Here is a 16,581-nt window from a genome sequence, read left to right as displayed (position 1 = left end):
TGCGGGCAGGAGGTGACCCCATGCCCGCACGATCCAAAGCCCAGCAACGCGCCGCAGGCGCCGCCCTGTCCGCCAAGCGCGGCGAGACGAAGGTCGGCGACCTGCAGGGCGCGTCCAAGGACATGTATCACAGCATGACCGAGGCAGAGCTGGAAGACTTTGCCAAGACCGACCACGATAACCTGCCGGACCGCGCCGACGACGACTAGCGCAGCCGCGCCAGCCGCCGCATCAGCTCGTCGCACAGGTCGCGGCGTTCATCGGGGGTCAGGAACGCGCCCAGCTCGATCTCGCGCTGGCCGTCGGACAGGGTCAGATAGGCCTCGACCGGACCATTGCGCAGGCCCGGGCGCACCCAATAGCTGTTGGTCTGCCACAGGCGCTCCGGGCGTCCCGGGTCGTTGCGCCGGATCTGCAGGCGGCTGCGGTCCATGATCAACTCCTCGCGCGTCTGTCCGGTGCGATAGGTCTGGCGCAGGGCGATCCAGACCCCCCCCACCGTCAGCATCATGAAGGGCAGCAGCCCCCACAGCACCTGCGTCCCCAGAACCGCCAGAATCGGCAGCAGCAGCAGCGTGGCCGTCGTTCCGATGAACCACACAAAGCCCCGTTTGGGCAGCGATCGGTGCGGCCACAGGGTCACGGTTTGCAAAAAGGCCCCGGACGTGTCCGGGGCCGTTTCTGTCCAACGATAGGGCATCGAGGGATGTGCCTCAGTGGGCCGGGCTGCGGTCCCAGTCCTCGCGCTTGGGCAGCTGCTCGAACGTGTGCTCGGGCGGGGGCGAGGGCAGGGTCCATTCCAGCGTGTCGGCGTACTCGTTCCAGTAGTTGTTCTGGGTGACGCGCTTGCCGGCGAACAGGGTGTAGAACATCACGCCGATGAAGAAGATGAACGACGCGAAGGACAGATAGGCGCCCCACGAGCTGATCGCGTTCCAGAAGGCGTATTCCACCGGATAGTCGATATAGCGGCGGGGCATGCCCTGACGGCCCAGGAAGTGCTGGGGGAAGAAGGTCAGGTTCGCACCGATGAACATCGCCCAGAAGTGCAGCTTGCCGGCCCATTCCGGGTACTGGCGACCCGACATCTTGCCGATCCAGTAGTAGATGCCCGCAAAGATCGCGAAGACCGCGCCGAGCGACATCACGTAGTGGAAGTGCGCCACGACATAGTAGGTGTCGTGATACACGCGGTCCAGCGGCGCTTGGCTCAGCACCACGCCGGTCACGCCGCCGACGGTGAACAGGAACAAGAAGCCGAAGGCCCAGAGCATCGGCGTCTTGAACTCGACCGAGCCGCCCCACATCGTCGCGATCCACGAGAAGACCTTGATGCCCGTGGGCACAGCGATCGTCATCGTGGCCAGCATGAAGTAGCTTTGCTGGGTCAGCGACATGCCGACGGTGTACATGTGGTGCGCCCAGACGACGAAGCCTAGGATCCCGATCGCGGCCATCGCCAGGACCATCGGCAGGTAGCCGAAGATCGGCTTGCGCGAGAAGGTCGCGATGACGTGGCTGATGATGCCGAAGCCGGGCAGGATGATGATGTACACTTCCGGGTGGCCGAAGAACCACAGGATGTGCTGGTACAGCACCGGGTCACCGCCGCCGGCCGGGTTGAAGAAGTTCGTGCCGAAGTTGCGGTCCATGAGCAGCATGGTGATGGCGCCGGCCAGGACGGGCAGGGCCAGCAGGATCAGCCAGGCGGTGATGAACACCGACCAGGCGAACAGCGGCACCTTGAACAGCGTCATGCCGGGGGCGCGCATGTTCAGGAAGGTGGTGATGATGTTGATCGCACCGACGATCGACGAGGCGCCCGAGACGTGAACCGCGAAGATCGCGAGGTCGGTCGAATAGCCGCCCTCGGTCGTCGACAGCGGCGGGTACAGCACCCAGCCGATGCCCGAACCGGGCTGCTGGTTGCCGCCTGGTGCCAACAGCGAGGCGATGCCCAGCAGCAGGCCCGCGACATAGAGCCAGTAGCTCAGGTTGTTCATCCGCGGGAAGCTCATGTCCGGTGCACCGATCTGCAGCGGCATGAAGTAGTTGCCAAAACCGCCGAACAGCGCCGGAATGACGACGAAGAACATCATCAGCACGCCATGATACGTGATCATGACGTTCCACAGGTGACCGTTGGGGGTGCATTCGGCCGCGGCATTCGCGAAGAATCGCGCGCCTTCCATGCACATGTACTGCACACCCGGCTCGTGCAGTTCCATCCGCATGTAGACGGTGAAGCTGACCGAGATCAGGCCCGCCAGGCCGGCGGTGAAAAGGTAAAGAATACCAATGTCTTTGTGATTGGTGGACATGAACCAGCGGGTGAAGAACCCGCGTGTGTCATGATGGTCGTCGTGGCCGTGTGCGGCTGCGTCTGCCATACCCGAACTCCCTCAAGATGTCGTCGATCCGGCCTGTCGACCGTCATTATCACGCATTCTTTAGACCACCTGCGGGCACCGGGCAATGCGTCACAGTGGCCCCGGAGGCAAACGCCCCGGCCGGGTCCGAAAAACCCGGCCGGGGCGCCAAGGCGGCACGGGGCCGCGTCAGAGGATCATTCGGCGGGCGCGTCCGGCGAAACCGAGGCCAGATAGGCCGCGACGTCCGCCTGGTTGCGGTTCAGCTTGAAAGTCATCTTGCTGCGGGCCGAATCGTCGCCAGACTTTTCCTTCACCCAAGCCGTCGGATCGGTCACGTAGGCGACCAGCTCCTCCTCGGTCCAGACCATGTCCGGGTTGGCTTCCTTGGCGGCCAGCAGGCCGTCGCCATAGTTGAAGCCTTCCATGTGGGCGATGGGCGCGCCGACGATGTTCCACAGGTTGGGACCGGTGGCCCCGCCCTTGACGATGTCGGTCCCGCTGTCGTCCTGGATCATGTGGCAGGCGCGGCATTTGCGGAATTCGCCCTCGCCCGCGGCGGCGTCGCCCGCTTCCTGCGCGACGGCGGGGATGGCTAGGGTCGCGCCCAATAGGGCGCCGACAATGGCTGATTTCATGCGTAGTTCCTCGCTGGGCCCTGGAGGGGCCGTGGTCTCCCGAAGGGCACCGTAGGACCAACGCGCCCCGGAAATCCAGCCATCGAAAGGTCGCATGGAAAGAATTGATCGCCGGCCTAGCCGAATGTGCGCGCAAAACCCTGGCGCAGCGCCACGTCCAGATCGGCCATCCCCACCGGCAGCCCCAGATCGACCAGCGAGGTCACGCCGTGCCCGCTGATCCCGCAGGGCACGATCCCGCCGTAATGAGACAAGTCGGGGTCCACGTTAACGGCGATGCCGTGAAAACTGACCCATCGGCGCAGCTTGACGCCGATGGCGGCGATCTTGTCCTCGCGCATCTGGCCATCGGGCAGAGGGGGCTTGTCGGGACGCGGCACCCAGACGCCCACGCGCCCCTCGCGGATCTGGCCTGACACGCCGAAGCTGGCAAGCGCGTCGATCACCCACCCCTCCAGCTGTCCGACAAAGGCGCGCACGTCGCGGCCACGCCGGTTCAGGTCCAGCATGACATAGGCCACGCGCTGGCCCGGCCCGTGATAGGTGTACTGACCGCCCCGCCCGGTCTGGTGCACCGGAAAGCGCGCGTCCAGCAGGTCCTGGGGGCGGGCGCTGGTCCCGGCCGTGTACAAGGGCGGGTGCTCGACCAGCCAGACGGCCTCGGGGGCCTGGCCTGCATGGATCTGCGCCACGCGATCCTCCATCAGGGCCACGGCGTCGGCATGCGCGGTCAGGCCGCTGCTGATGATCCATTCAACCATGGTTGCGATGTGGCCTCTTCGTCCTTCCCCGTCAACATCCGTCGGCATCCGCAGAAACCGCTTTTCTTTGCAATCGGCCTCGGCTATCAGGCGCGCACTGCCCGGATGCGGCCGTGGCGGAATTGGTAGACGCGCAGCGTTGAGGTCGCTGTTCCTTAACCGGAGTGGAAGTTCGAGTCTTCTCGGCCGCACCAACCCCCCCTTTCATCGATGCCTTGACCCCGATGCCGTTCGGGTCATTCTGTCCCCCGACAACCGGGGATGGTCATGGCCACGTATGCCGCCACAGCGCGCGACCACAGATTTCGCTTTGACAGCCTGGCTGCGGTGATGGCCGCGGCCTCGCCGGAACGGTCGGGCGATCAGCTGGCCGGGATCGCGGCGGGCAGCGCGCTGGAACGCGTGGCGGCGCGGCGCGTGCTGATGGACCTGCCGCTGACCACCTTCCTGTCCGATGCACTGATTGCCTATGAGGATGACGAGGTCACACGCCTGATCATCGATGGCCACGACCGCGCGGCCTTTGCGCCGGTCGCGTCGATGACCGTGGGCGATCTGCGCGACTGGCTGCTGTCACCCGCCACGGACGGTGCGGCGCTGGCCACCGTCGCCCCCGGCCTGACGCCGGAGATGGTGGCCGCGGTCAGCAAGCTGATGCGCAACCAGGATCTGATCCGCGTGGCGCGCAAGGTGCGGGTCGTCACGGCATTCCGGAACACCATCGGCGGGGCGGGGGTGCTTGCCTCGCGGCTGCAGCCCAACCATCCGGCGGATGACCCGCGCGGCATTGCGGTCGCGGTGCTGGACGGGCTGTTGCAGGGGGTGGGCGACGCGGTGATCGGGATCAACCCGGCGTCGGACAACCTTGCCAACTGCCACGCCCTGCTGACCGCCCTGGACGAGATGCGCCAGGCGCTGGACATCCCCACGCAGACCTGCGTGCTGACCCATGTGACCAACGCCCTGACCCTGCTGGAGCGGGGTGCTCCGGTGGACCTGATCTTCCAGTCGGTCGCGGGCAGCCAGGCCGCCAACGAAGGTTTCGGCATCACCCTGTCGATGCTGGAGGAGGCCCATCAGGCGGGGCTGGCGGCGGGGCGGGGCACGGTCGGCCAGAACGTGATGTATTTCGAGACGGGGCAGGGGTCCGCCCTGTCGGCCGACGCCCATCACGGTGTCGATCAGCAGACGATGGAGGCCCGCGCCCAGGGCGTCGCCCGCGCCTATGCGCCGCTGCTGGTCAATACCGTCGTGGGCTTCATCGGGCCGGAATACCTGTTCGACGGCAAGCAGATCATCCGTGCGGGGCTGGAGGATCATTTCTGCGGCAAGCTGCTGGGCCTGCCGATGGGGGTCGATGTCTGCTATACCAACCATGTCGAGGCCGACCAGGACGACATGGACACGCTGTCGACGCTGCTGGCGCAGGCGGGGGTCACTTTCGTGATCGCCGTGCCGGGCGCCGACGACGTGATGCTGGGCTATCAAAGCCTGGCATTCGAGGACATCGCCTATCTGCGCGAAACCAGCGGCCTGACCCCGGCACCCGAATTCGCGGCTTGGCTGGATGCGTTCGGCCTTGCGGACGGGGCCTTGCCCGATACCGGCGCGATGGCCCGCCGCCTTGGGCTGTCCGCATGAGCGCGCCGGACCTGCGCCGCCTGTCCGCCCTGACACCGGCGCGGGTGCGGCTGCAGGCGGGGGCCGGGCCGACCGCCCTGCCGGACCTGCTGCGGTTTCAGCAGGACCACGCGGCGGCGCGCGATGCGATCCACGGGCAGGTGGATTGGGACGCGCTGGCGCGGGACCTTGGCCCGCTGCCGGTGCTGCGGGTGGACAGCATGGCGACCGACCGCGCCACCTATCTGCGCCGCCCCGACCTGGGGCGGCAGCTGGCGCCCCATGACCTGGCCCGGCTGGACGCGCCGCTGCAGCTGGTGATCGGGGACGGGTTGTCCGCGCCCGCGGTCATGGCGCAGGCCGCGGGCGTGGTGCGGGGGCTGCTCGCCTGCCTGCCGGAACTGGCGGGGCGTCCGGTGATCCTGGCGCAGGGTGCGCGGGTGGCCTTGGGCGATGCGATCGGGGCGGCCACGGGGGCGGGCATGGTGCTGATGCTGATCGGCGAACGGCCCGGACTGTCGGTGGCCGACAGCCTTGGCGCCTATCTGACCCATGCGCCCCGGATCGGGCTACGCGACAATGCGCGCAACTGCGTTTCGAACATTCATCCGAACGGGGGGCTGTCCCATCAAGCCGCCGCCGAACGGCTGGCCTGGCTGGTGATGCAGGGGCGTCGGATCGGCGCGACGGGCATCGCGCTGAAGGACGAAAGCGGCGGCAGCGACCTGCTGCCGCCACAGGCTTAGTCGGCGATCCGCGCCACGGCGGCACCGGCGCCGGTCGCGATCTGCAGCGCGGCCCATTCCTTGGCGGCGTCGTTGCGGGCCGATGCGGCCTGCAGGCGTGCCGCCGCACGCTGGCGGTCGGCGTCCAGCAGATCGACCAGCGGCAGGGCGCCCGCCTCGAAGTTCGTGCGCGCTAGGGCATAGGCCCGGTCATAGCTGGCCGCCGCGCGGTCCAGCGCATCGACGCGCTGGCGCAGGCGGCGCAGGTTCGACTGGCTGGTCTGCACATCCTCGACCGAGGCCGCGACTTGGCTGCGCCATGCCAGATCGGCCTGGCGCGCCTCGGACACGCGGCGGGTGCGGGTCGCGCCCAGGATGCCCTGGTTGGCCACCGGCAGGCTGATGCGCGGGCCAAAGCCCCAGCCCGTCGCACCGCCCGTGTCGCTGACCGTGCCCGTCAGCGACAGCGAGGGCAGCATGTCCGCCGTCGCGACCCCCACCGCCGCCAGTGCCTGCACCAGATCCTGCTGAGCCGCGCGCACGTCTGGACGGTTGCGCAGCAGTTCGGCCGGTACCCCGGTGCCGGGGCCGGGCGGGATGCGCAGCGCGCCCGATCCGCCCTGCATCTGCGACATCAGCGGCCCGGCCTGCTGGTTCAGCAGCGTCGACAGGCGATAGACCTGCGCGTTGAATTGCGCCTCGAAGGCGGGAAGGTCGGCCTGCGCGGTCTGCAGCAGAGCCTCGGTCTGGGCGATGTCGAAATCGGTGGCAAGGCCCAGGGCCTGGCTGTCGCGGGTGACGCGCAGGGTGGCCTGGCGCGCCTCGATCGTGTCGCGGGTCAGAGCCAGCGCCTGCTGGTTGTAGCGTGCGTCGGAATAGGCGCTGATGACCTCGGCCAGCCATGCCAGCCGGGTGACCTGCGCCTGCGCCTCGGCCGATGCGACGCCCGCAGCGGCCCCTTCGCGGGCACGGCGCGCGCCCCCGAACAGATCGAACACGAAGCCCGCCGACAGGTTGGCACTGCTGGTATAGCCGGTCGCCTGACCGTCGCCGCCCGACCGCACGCGGCTGGCCGATGCGGGCTCTCCGCTGATCTGGGCCGCCAGGGGCTGGGTCGCCTGAAGGTCGGCCGCCGCGGCACGGATGCGTTCGTTGGCGGTGATGATGTCCAGGCTGGTGTCCAGCCCGCCCGCGATCAGCCGCGACAGGGTGCGGTCCTGATAGCCCGACCAGAAGGCCGTGGTGCCGACCTGGCCCACGGGGCCGCCGCCGCCCTCGGCGAAGGCGCCCTGGACGCGGGTGTCGGGCAGGGCGGTGGGGTCGGGCCCCACCGCCGCGCAGGCGGAGATCATCAACAGCGCCGTCAGCGACAGTGTCGCGCGGGTCATACGGGGAAACGTCACGAGGTCTTTTCCTTCTTGCGCGACAGCAGCGACCGGATCTTGAGCACGGCCACATAGAAGACCGGCACCAGGAAGATCCCGATGACGGCAGAGGAAGCCATGCCGCCCAGAACGCCGATGCCGATCGAGTTCTGCGCCCCCGCACCAGCGCCCGACGCGATGGCCAGCGGCAGCACGCCCAGCATGAACGCGAACGTGGTCATCAGGATCGGGCGCAGACGCTGGCGCGATGCGATCAGGGCGGCCTCGACCACGGTCTTGCCCTCCTTGACCTGCGCCTCGGCGAATTCGACGATCAGGATGGCGTTTCGGGCGGCAAGCCCGATGGTCGTCAGCAGACCCACCTTGAAGTACACGTCGTTCGACTGTCCGAAGAACAGCGCGGCCGCCAGGGCGCCCAGGATGCCCACCGGAACGGTCAGCATGACCGCCAGCGGCACGGACCAGCTTTCGTACAGCGCGGCCAGCGACAGGAACACGACCAGCGCCGACAGCGCGAACAGAAGTGGCGCCTGGTTGCCCGACAGACGTTCCTGGAACGACAGCCCGGTCCATGCGGTGCCATAGCCGCCGTCCATGTCCGCGACCATCTGTTCCATCACGTCCATCGCCTCGCCCGAGGACAGGCCGGGAACGGCCGCCCCGCTGAGCTCCAGCGCCCGCGTGCCGCCGAAACGCGCCAGCGATTGCGGTTCCTGCTGCCAGCTTTGGTCGGCGAAGGCGCCGAAGGACACCATTTCCCCTTGGCTGTTGCGGGCATACCAGCGTTCGATGTCCTCGGGCTGACTGCGGCTTGCGGCCTCGCCCTGGACCACCACGGGCCGCAGGTCGTTGCCAAGCGCAAAGTCGTTCACGTCGCGCCCGGCAAAGATCACCGACAGCATCGCGTTCACGTCACCGATGTTCAGGCCAAAGGCCGCGGCCTTCTGCTGATCGATGTCCAGGCGCAGGGCGGTCTGGGTGTTCGCGGTCTCGTTGCCGCGCAGGTTGGTGACCTGGCCACCCGCCTGCGCATCGGCGACAAGCTGGTTGGCGGTGGCGGCCAGCGCGTCCTGGCCCTGACCCGTCTGGTCCACCAGATACATGGTAAAGCCGGAGGACGTGCCCAGGCCCTGGATCGCGGGCGGCTGCAGGGCAAAGATCTGGCCCTGGCGGTTGGTGGTGAAGAAATAGCCGTTCGCCCGGTTCACCAGCGACGCGATGTCGAACCCGTCGCGTTCGGCATAGTCGCGCAGCTTGATGAAGACCAGCGCGTTGCTTTGCCCGGTCCCGCCGAAGCTGAAGCCAAGCGCGGCAAAGACCGATTCCACCGTGTCGGTTTCCTGGGTCAGCAGGTACTGTTCGACCTTTTCGACCAGGGCCTGCGTCTGCTGGGTGGTCGATCCGTCCGGGCCCTGGATGATGGCCAGGGCCACGCCCTGATCCTCGTCGGGCAGGAACGACCCGGGCAGGCGGTCGAACAGCGTCATCACGCCGAACCCGATCGCGACCAGGACGATCAGCATCCGCAGCGGGCGCTTCACCAGCCGCGTGACGATGCCGACATAGCCGGTCGTGGTCCGGTCCAGGTTGCGGTTGAACCAGCGGGCGGGGGCGATGCCGCCCTGGCCATGCTTGCGCGCCTTGAGCAGGCTTGCGCACATGGCAGGGGTCAGGATCACGGCCACGCCCAGGGACAGGATCATCGCGGTGATGATGGTGATCGAGAACTGGCGATAGATGACCCCGGTGGCGCCGGTCTGGAACGCCATCGGCAGGAACACGGCCGACAGGACCAGCACGATGCCGACCAGCGCCGAGGTGATCTCGTCCATGCTCTTTTCGGTGGCCTCGACGGGACCCAGGCCCTCTTCCTCCATCACCCGCTCGACGTTCTCCACGACCACGATGGCGTCGTCGACCAGAAGGCCGATGGCCAGCACCAGCGCGAACATCGTCAACGTGTTGATCGAGAAGCCCGCGACCGCCAGCACGGCGAAGGTGCCCAGTAGCACGACGGGGATCGCCACCACCGGGATGATCGTCGCCCGCCAGCTTTGCAGGAAGACCAGGATCACCAGGAACACCAGCAGCACGGCCTCGGCCAGGGTCTTGTAGACTTGGCTGATCGACTTTTCCACGAACGGGGAGGTGTCATAGGGATAGGTGATCTCGACCCCGGCGGGCAGGGCGCCGGCAAGGCTGTCGATGGTGTCGCGCACGGCGGCGGCGGTCGACACGGCGTTCGCGCCGGTCGCCAGGTTCACGGCGACGGCCGCGGCCGGGTTGCCGTTGTAGCGCGAGCTGCCGCCATAGCTTTCCTGACCGATCTCGATCCGGGCGACGTCGCCCAGAAAGACCGTCGATCCGTCGGGATCGACGCGCAGCAGGATGCTCTCGAACTCCTCGACCGTGGACAGCTGCGACTGCGCGGTGACCGACACGGTCAGCCTCTGGCCCTCGGCGGCGGGCTGCGCGCCCAGGTCGCCCACGGTGACGTTGGTGTTCTGTGCGGCCACGGCCGCGGTGACGTCAGCAGGCGTGACGCTGTACTGGACCATCTTCATCGGGTCCATCCAGACCCGCATCGCATAGCCCGAGCCGAAGGTGTTGATCGACCCGACGCCCGGCGTGCGCTTGACCGGATCCTCGATGAACTGCGAGATCAGGTCGCCCAGCTGGACGGTGGTATAAGTGCCCTCTTCCGCCGTCAGCGCCGCCACCAGCAGGATCGAGCTGGTCGAGCGCTCTACCTGCACGCCCTGCTGCTGCACTACGTCGGGCAGCTGCGACGTGACCAGCTGCAGCTTGTTCTGCACCTGGACCTGGGCGATCTCGGGGTCGACGGTGTCGTCGAAGGTCAGTGCGACCGATGCCGACCCGGGCGTCGAATTCGACGTCATGTAGGTCAGGCCGTCGATGCCGGTCATCGCGTCCTCGATCACCGTGGTGACCGAGGATTCGACGATCTCGGCCGAGGCGCCGTTATAGGTGGCCCGGACCTGCACCGTCGTGGGCGCGATCTGGGGATACTGTTCGATGGCCAGGCTGTTCAGGCCAAGCGCGCCGACCAGCATGGTGATCAGGGCGATCACCCATGCAAAGACGGGCCGGTGAATGAAGAAACGTGCCATGCGCGATTACTCCGTCGCGCCGGCGGGGGCGGCATCCGCCTCCGCGGGGGCTGCGTCGGCGGGGCCGGTGTCGGTTGCCGCGTCGGCCGCGGCTGCGTCAGGGGCTGTGTCGGCGGGGGTGGCATCGGCGGGCGCTGCATCGGCAGGGGCCGCATCGGCGGGGGCCTGTTCGCGCACGACGCCGGTTTCGTCGATGGTCACGGGGACGGTGACGACCTCCATGCCCTCGGCCAGCCCGGTCAGACCGTCGACGACCAGGGTCTCGCCATCCTCGATGCCGTCGGTGACGATCCACTGGTGCTTGTAGGTGCCGTCCTCGGTCAGCTGCCGCTGGCTGACTTTGCCGTCTTCGACGACCCAAGCCGTCAGGGTGCCGACCTTGTCACGCGTGGCCGACGACTGCGACACCAGGATCGCCGAGGTCACGCCCAGATCGACCTGCCCGCGCAGGAACATGCCCGGCAGCAGCAGGTTGTCGGGATTGTCGAACCGGAACCGCGTGTCGATCGACCCGGTCGAGGTCGACACGGTCACGCCGGGCGCGACCAGCTGGCCAACCGCCTGGTATTCACGGCCGTTCTCCAGCGTCAGGGTCGCGGCCAGTTCGTCGTTCAGGCGCAGGTTGCCGTCGTTGATGTCGTCCAGCACGCTGAGGAAGCGCGACGAAGGTTCGTACATGTCGACCTCGATCGGGTCCAGCTGGGTGACGGTAGCCATGGCGTCGGCCTGTCCGGCGGTCACCAGATCGCCCACCGATGCCGCCGACACGCTGGCGATGCCCGACAGGGGGCTGGTGACCGTGGTCCAGCCCAGTTCGGCCTGTGCCAGCGTCAGGTCGGCCTCGGCCGATTGCAGCGCGGCGGTCGCTTGGTCCAGCGCGGCCTGGGCCTGTTCGACCTGGGCCTGGGTCGTCCCAGACCCCAGCAGCTGTTGGGTACGGTCAAACGACGACTGCGACTGCGTCACCTGGGCGCGGGCAGAGGCGACCTGCGCCTCGGCACTGGCCAGGTTCGCCTGATAGGTGGTGTCCTCGATGCGGAACATCGGAGTGCCCGCCTCGATCGCGGCGCCGGGATCGTACAGGATCTCGGTCACGATGCCGCCGACGCGGGGGCGGATGGCGGTCTCCGACACCGCGACCGCGCGACCGGGCAGGGTCACGATTCGCGGAACGTCCTGAACCGCCACCTGCATGACGCCCACCTGCTTGGGCGGCATCCCTTCGGGCGCCTGTGCCCAGGCCGCGGAGGTGGACAGAATCGCGGCGACCATGGCGGCGCCGGTCGCAAGGCTGTGTTTCGGCATCATCTTTGTCCTGGATAAGCACCCGACGGGGCGTCACTGTTGCGCGCTGATTGCATGTTTTTGCGGACTATGCAATGTTTGCTTCGACTGCACGAGGAGACTGCCCCGAAAATGACCAGCAACCTGCGCGACCGCCGCCGCCAGCAGACCGCCCGAGAGATCCAGCTGGCCGCGCTGCGGCTGAGCATCCGGTTGGGCTATGCGGCGGTCACCACCGATTCCATCGCCGCCGAGGCAGGGATCAGTCCGCGCACCTTCTTCAACTATTACGCCAACAAGCAGGCTGCGGTCCTGGGCATGCCGCCGCAGCTGGAACCCTGCACGGCCGATTGGATCGTGACGTCCAAGGGGGCGCTGATCGACGATCTGGCGCTGTTGCTGGGCCGGATGCTGGAGCTGAAGGACCTGGACCGCCAGGTCGTCCGCATGATCGAACAGGTCTGGGACACCACCCCCGAGCTGATGGCCGTGTTCCGCAATTCGATGGACAACATCGCCCTGACGATCGGCGGGCTGCTGCACGCCCGCCTGGGCCCCGACCGCCAGGCCGAGGCGATGCTGATCGCAGAACTGGCGACCCACGCGCTGTCGCATGCCGTGCGCACCTGGGCGGGGGACGAGACGATGACCGAATCCGACATTCCCGACATGCTGCGCCAGCAGATGCGGCAGGTCGGCGCGTTGTTGACCTAGAAGGTCAGGCGGGTGCGGCGGCTGTCCGCGTCCAGCGTCACCTGCAACGTGCCGTCGATCTGCGATGTCGCCCCCTCCAGCAGGATCGAGCCGAAGCCCGCATCGGGTTCGTCCTGCGCCCGCGGCGCGTCATAGCGTTCGGTCCAGTCCAGCACCGCCCCGTCGCCATCGCGTCGCCACGTGATCTGCAGCGCACCGTCGACCGGCCCCAGGACGCCGTACTTGAACGCGTTCGTGGCCAGTTCGTGCAGGATCAGCGACATCGGGACCACCAGCCGGGCCGGAATGGTCAGGTCGTCACCGCCGCGGTCGATCCGCGCCCCATCATAGGGCGCCAGCGTGGTCGCGATCAGGTCGGCCAGCGGCAGCTGCGACTTGGTGCCCCGCGCCGTGGTTAGTCCGTGAGAGTTCGCCAGCGCATTGATCCGGCCGGAAACCTCCTCGACCACGGTCTGGGCGTCGTCGGTCTCGCGGGCTGCCATCCGCAGCATCGCCGAGATTTGGGTGAACAGGTTCTTGACCCGGTGGTCCATCTCGGAAATCACCGCTTCGCGCAGCGTGGCGGCCGATTGCGCGGCGGTCACGTCCAGCATGACCCCCAGCACGCGGCAATCGCCGTCGTCGCTCCCGAACCGCGCGGCCGCCGTCTCCAATCGCACGGCGGAGCGTGCGTCGGACGAAGGCGACACCACGCGCCGAAAGGCCGTGCCCGCGGCGCAGGCCTGCAGGTCGGCCAGCAGCCCGTCACGGTCGGCGGGCGCGATCAGGGCCGCGAAGGCCGACAGCGGCAACTGCGCCGTCTGGCCCAGGCCCAGCAGGTCCGAGCTGTCGTCGATGGTCAGCATCCGCGATGCGGCGTCGTAATGCCAGACCGCGATCCGCGCCATGGACCGCACCGCGTTCAGCCGCTCCTCCTGCCGCTCGACCTCGACGCGCAGGTCGCGCAGCGCGGTGACGTCCTCAAAGACCAGCATGGCGCCGTCCAGATGCCCCTCGGGGCCGCGATAGGGCTTGGCATCGACGCGCCAGACACGGGTTCCGCCGGACTCGACCAGCTCGGTTCCCTGCGCCTCGCCCTGGCGGGCCACCTCGGCCGCCATCGACAGCAGGACGTCGCTGGCAAAGACGTTGGACACGTCGGCCAGGGGGCGGCCGTGATCGGACCGGCGCAGCGGAAATATCTGCAGCGCCGCGGCGGTGAAGTTGCGCACCCGCACGTCGCGGTCGACCACCAGCAGGGGGATCTTGGTCGCGGAAAAGAAGTTCTGCAGGTCGCTGTTGGCGGCCGTCAGATCGTCGATCTTGGACTTCAGCTCGTCGTTGACTGTGCTCAGCTCCTCGTTCGTGGACTGAAGCTCCTCGTTCATCGACATCATTTCTTCGTTCGAGCTCTTCAGCTCCTCGTTCGCGGTCTCAAGCTCCTGGACGGCGCCGTGCAGCTCGATCCGCGTCAGACGCAGCTGCTCCTCCAGCAGGTCAGACCGGGATTCGGTAACGCTCAGCTCATCCGTCTCGTCCAGCGTGTCGGGCAGGGCCTGTGCGCCCGCGTCGTGAAATACCAGCAGGACGCTTCGGTCGGGCAGGGGCTCTGCGAACAGGGTCACTGGCTGCGCCCCCAGGTCGGACCGCGCCAGCAGGTTGCGCAGGATCGCCGCGCGGCCCGTTCCGGCCACCTGGTCCAGCGCGGCGGTCACCGCCTCTTTGAGGCCCGGATGCACGATCTGCGGTGCCAGGATCGGCTTTCTGGCGGTCGGATCGACGGCCAGGAAACGGCCCAGCCTGCCTGCCGTCCACAGGACCTCTCCCGCAGGGGACACCTGCAGCGAGGCGGGCGCGAACCGGTCCAGGACCCGGCGCTGTGCGGCAAGGGCCCCGTCGCGGGCCGCGCCGTCCTCGGCCTTGCGGCTGCGGGGGCCGGGGGCAGGGCGGTCGCCCTCGGACCGCAGGAACGGCATGTCCAGCGGCAGGCGCGCGGGCGTCGCGTCACGCTGGAACAGCCGCGCGGGGCGGTCCAGCTCGGTGAAGTGCATGGATTCGCGACGCACCCCTTCGGACGGGCCCAGGAACAGGTAGCCGCCGGGGCGCAGGGCATAGTGGAACAGCGGCAGCACCTGCGACTGCAGATCTTCGTCCAGATAGATCAGCAGGTTGCGGCAGGAGATCAGGTCGACCCGCGCAAAGGGCGGATCGCGCAGCACCGAATGCAGCGAGAAACGCACCCGGTCGCGCAGCTGCGGCGTGATCTGCATCAGCGCGTCGCGATGCGTGGTATAGGCCGCGCGCATCTCCTCGGGGATGTCGGCCAGGGCGCTGATCGGATAGGTGCCGGCGCGGGCGATCTCGATCATCTTCTTGTCGATGTCGCTGGCGAACACGGTGAAGCGGGGCCGCAATCCGGCGGCGCGCATTTCCGTATCGATCAGCATCGCGACGGAGTAGGCCTCCTCGCCGGATGAGCAGCCGGCGACCCAGACGCGCAGCTCCTCTCCGTCGGCGGCCGTGACCATCGGGCGGATCGCCTGTTCGCGCAGGGCCTGGAACATCTCGGGGTCGCGGAAGAACCGTGTCACGTTGATCAGGAACTCGTTCAGCAGCGCCTCGCATTCGTCGGGATGGCGCTGCAGGTGGCGCAGATAGTCGCGCGTGCCGGCAATGTTGAGGACCTGCAGCCGGCGGCGGATGCGCCGCACCAGCGTCGTCATCTTGTAGCCCGAGAAATCGTGCCCGCACCGGTCCAGCAGGTGTTGGCAGATCAGCCGCGCATCGGCCAGCATCGCGTCGTCGGCCTGCTGCGTTTCGCTGGAGTCGAAGAACTGCAGGATGGCGGGCACGATCCGTTCCGGCGGCAGAACATAGTCCACCAGCCCGGTCGACTGCGCTGAGAGGGGCATTCCGTCATACCGGGCGGTACGCGGTTCCTGGATGACGCAGATGCCGCCATGTTCCTTGACCGCGCGCAGCCCCAACGTGCCGTCCGCCCCCGTGCCCGACAGGATCACGCAGGCAGCGGCCGGGCCGCGGTCATGCGCCAGGCTTTCGAAAAAGTCGTCGATCGGGCGGCGCAGCCCGCGCGGCTGGTCGAAATCGGTCAGATGCAGGCGTCCGTCGCTGATCAGCATCCGCGCACCGGGGGGAATGGTATAGACATGACCCGGCTGCAGCACCGTGCCGTCGGTCGCCTGCTGCACGCTGAGCGCGGTGCGCCGATCCAGCAGTTCGGCCAGAACGCTGTCATGCGTCGGGTCCAGGTGCTGGATGACGACATAGGCAGCCGGATCCTCGCGCCGGACGTCACGCAGCAGGTCGTGCAGCGCCTCGAGCCCCCCGGCCGAGGCGCCGATGCCGACGACGGCGAAGGGCGGACGCGTGGTGGCGCGTGCGGGCGAGGCGTCATTCATCGCGCAACGTGATCCTTGCAAGCGTGCTGATCGAACGGGCGATCAGCCCCGTGGAATCCGACATGATCAGTCCGAACTGTCCCGCGGCCCGGCGCAAGTCCGCCATGTTGCGGCTAAGTGCCACATCATCGCGCGCGATCGTTCCTGCCGCATCGGATGCGGTCACGTCGAACTGCGACCCGATCACGAAACGCAGCGTGCCGTCGCCGCCGCGCAGCTTGGACATGAACACCAGGTTCGTGAACGACCGCCCGTCGCGGGTGCGGTTCATAACCGGGAACCGCCCGTCGTCCTGTGCATCGTCGGCCAGGAACCGCGACATCGCGCCGATCTGGTCCCGCGGCGTTGCGGAGGATTGCAGAAAGCGGCAGTTGCGGCCCAGGCTGTCATCGGCGTCAAAGCCGGTCAGCCGGCAGAAGGCGTCGTTGACCATGCACAGCGGCATGTCGGGCATCGCCGCCGCCAGGGAAATGGCGATCCGCGACCGCGCGATCTGGGCGCGCAGGGCTTCGGGCAGCGTGGGGTCGGGCATCGTCATCCTGTTGCGGCGGGCCAT

The 16,581-nt window shown here is 67.9% G+C and carries 13 protein-coding genes and 1 tRNA gene; 5 read left to right on the top strand and 9 right to left on the bottom strand.

All coding sequences use genetic code 11. From position 1 onward, the window contains the following. Positions 1-20: 20 nt before the first annotated feature. Positions 21-209 carry a DUF3008 family protein gene (locus LZ686_RS03460; protein WP_347917136.1) on the top strand — a complete coding sequence of 63 codons (189 nt, stop codon included), beginning with the start codon at positions 21-23 and terminating at the stop codon, positions 207-209. Here the strand turns inward: LZ686_RS03460 and LZ686_RS03455 are convergent. The 4 genes from LZ686_RS03455 to lipB all read right to left on the bottom strand — a co-directional run bounded on the left by LZ686_RS03455 (position 206) and on the right by lipB (position 3,768). Continuing rightward, positions 206-601 (bottom strand): DUF2244 domain-containing protein, encoded by a 396-nt coding sequence (locus LZ686_RS03455; protein ID WP_347917135.1) that lies wholly within the window; start codon positions 599-601, stop codon positions 206-208. The genes LZ686_RS03460 and LZ686_RS03455 overlap by 4 nt on opposite strands. A gap of 112 nt (positions 602-713) precedes the next feature. Beyond that, the gene (locus tag LZ686_RS03450) at positions 714-2,390 is read right to left on the bottom strand and encodes a cytochrome c oxidase subunit I (protein WP_045981596.1); all 1,677 of its coding nucleotides are present in this window, start codon (positions 2,388-2,390) and stop codon (positions 714-716) included. Between the two features lie 176 nt (positions 2,391-2,566). Further along, positions 2,567-3,007 carry a c-type cytochrome gene (locus tag LZ686_RS03445; protein WP_045981595.1) on the bottom strand — a complete coding sequence of 147 codons (441 nt, stop codon included), beginning with the start codon at positions 3,005-3,007 and terminating at the stop codon, positions 2,567-2,569. A 116-nt stretch (positions 3,008-3,123) separates the two neighbouring features. Next, a complete protein-coding gene (gene lipB, locus LZ686_RS03440) occupies positions 3,124-3,768 on the bottom strand; it encodes a lipoyl(octanoyl) transferase LipB (protein ID WP_046000972.1) in 645 nt (214 codons plus the stop codon). Positions 3,769-3,875: 107 nt separating this feature from the next. Between lipB and LZ686_RS03435 the strand changes: the two genes are divergently transcribed. From LZ686_RS03435 to eutC, 3 genes are all read left to right on the top strand, one after another. Beyond that, positions 3,876-3,962: transfer RNA gene (locus LZ686_RS03435), tRNA-Leu, on the top strand. A gap of 73 nt (positions 3,963-4,035) precedes the next feature. Beyond that, positions 4,036-5,409, top strand: coding sequence for an ethanolamine ammonia-lyase subunit EutB (locus tag LZ686_RS03430; protein WP_349546988.1), 1,374 nt, complete (start codon positions 4,036-4,038; stop codon positions 5,407-5,409). After that, positions 5,406-6,134, top strand: a complete 729-nt coding sequence (gene eutC / locus LZ686_RS03425; RefSeq protein WP_349546987.1) for an ethanolamine ammonia-lyase subunit EutC — start codon at positions 5,406-5,408, stop codon at positions 6,132-6,134. The genes LZ686_RS03430 and eutC overlap by 4 nt, the downstream gene beginning before the upstream one ends. Here the strand turns inward: eutC and LZ686_RS03420 are convergent. Genes LZ686_RS03420 through LZ686_RS03410 form a run of 3 tightly spaced genes read right to left on the bottom strand, consistent with a single transcriptional unit; the run spans position 6,131 to position 11,937 of the window. Next, positions 6,131-7,516: an efflux transporter outer membrane subunit gene (locus LZ686_RS03420; RefSeq protein WP_273743531.1), complete on the bottom strand. Its 1,386-nt coding sequence runs from the start codon at positions 7,514-7,516 to the stop codon at positions 6,131-6,133. The two genes, eutC and LZ686_RS03420, sit on opposite strands and share 4 nt — an antisense overlap. Beyond that, the gene (locus LZ686_RS03415; RefSeq protein ID WP_349546986.1) at positions 7,513-10,629 is read right to left on the bottom strand and encodes an efflux RND transporter permease subunit; all 3,117 of its coding nucleotides are present in this window, start codon (positions 10,627-10,629) and stop codon (positions 7,513-7,515) included. The genes LZ686_RS03420 and LZ686_RS03415 overlap by 4 nt, the downstream gene beginning before the upstream one ends. 6 nt (positions 10,630-10,635) lie before the next feature. Then, positions 10,636-11,937, bottom strand: a complete 1,302-nt coding sequence (locus LZ686_RS03410; protein ID WP_349546985.1) for an efflux RND transporter periplasmic adaptor subunit — start codon at positions 11,935-11,937, stop codon at positions 10,636-10,638. A gap of 108 nt (positions 11,938-12,045) precedes the next feature. Here LZ686_RS03410 and LZ686_RS03405 point away from each other — a divergent pair, with 108 nt between their 5' ends. Then, the gene (locus tag LZ686_RS03405) at positions 12,046-12,627 is read left to right on the top strand and encodes a TetR/AcrR family transcriptional regulator (RefSeq protein ID WP_349546984.1); all 582 of its coding nucleotides are present in this window, start codon (positions 12,046-12,048) and stop codon (positions 12,625-12,627) included. On the opposite strand, the gene LZ686_RS03400 is transcribed toward LZ686_RS03405, so the two are convergent. Next, a complete protein-coding gene (locus LZ686_RS03400) occupies positions 12,624-16,025 on the bottom strand; it encodes a chemotaxis protein CheB (protein ID WP_349546983.1) in 3,402 nt (1,133 codons plus the stop codon). The two genes, LZ686_RS03405 and LZ686_RS03400, sit on opposite strands and share 4 nt — an antisense overlap. Beyond that, a complete protein-coding gene (locus LZ686_RS03395) occupies positions 16,018-16,557 on the bottom strand; it encodes a PAS domain-containing protein (RefSeq protein WP_349546982.1) in 540 nt (179 codons plus the stop codon). Before LZ686_RS03395 ends, LZ686_RS03400 begins: the two co-directional genes overlap by 8 nt. Between the last annotated feature and the right edge of the window lie 24 nt (positions 16,558-16,581).

This window comes from Paracoccus sp. NFXS7 (assembly GCF_040148865.1).
GTDB lineage: Bacteria > Pseudomonadota > Alphaproteobacteria > Rhodobacterales > Rhodobacteraceae > Paracoccus > Paracoccus marcusii.
The sequence above is the reverse complement of the archived record's forward strand: the minus strand, read 5'-3'. Positions and strand labels throughout refer to the sequence as shown.

Bases quoted from the DNA above. Each gene is read 5' to 3' on its own strand.
- LZ686_RS03415 (WP_349546986.1), bottom strand. From the start codon at position 10,629: ATGGCACGTTTCTTCATTCACCGGCCCGTCTTTGCATGGGTGATCGCC.
- LZ686_RS03430 (WP_349546988.1), top strand. From the start codon at position 4,036: ATGGCCACGTATGCCGCCACAGCGCGCGACCACAGATTTCGCTTTGAC.
- LZ686_RS03410 (WP_349546985.1), bottom strand. From the start codon at position 11,937: ATGATGCCGAAACACAGCCTTGCGACCGGCGCCGCCATGGTCGCCGCG.
- eutC (WP_349546987.1), top strand. From the start codon at position 5,406: ATGAGCGCGCCGGACCTGCGCCGCCTGTCCGCCCTGACACCGGCGCGG.
- LZ686_RS03400 (WP_349546983.1), bottom strand. From the start codon at position 16,025: ATGAATGACGCCTCGCCCGCACGCGCCACCACGCGTCCGCCCTTCGCC.
- lipB (WP_046000972.1), bottom strand. From the start codon at position 3,768: ATGGTTGAATGGATCATCAGCAGCGGCCTGACCGCGCATGCCGACGCC.
- LZ686_RS03445 (WP_045981595.1), bottom strand. From the start codon at position 3,007: ATGAAATCAGCCATTGTCGGCGCCCTATTGGGCGCGACCCTAGCCATC.
- LZ686_RS03405 (WP_349546984.1), top strand. From the start codon at position 12,046: ATGACCAGCAACCTGCGCGACCGCCGCCGCCAGCAGACCGCCCGAGAG.
- LZ686_RS03395 (WP_349546982.1), bottom strand. From the start codon at position 16,557: ATGCCCGACCCCACGCTGCCCGAAGCCCTGCGCGCCCAGATCGCGCGG.
- LZ686_RS03460 (WP_347917136.1), top strand. From the start codon at position 21: ATGCCCGCACGATCCAAAGCCCAGCAACGCGCCGCAGGCGCCGCCCTG.
- LZ686_RS03450 (WP_045981596.1), bottom strand. From the start codon at position 2,390: ATGGCAGACGCAGCCGCACACGGCCACGACGACCATCATGACACACGC.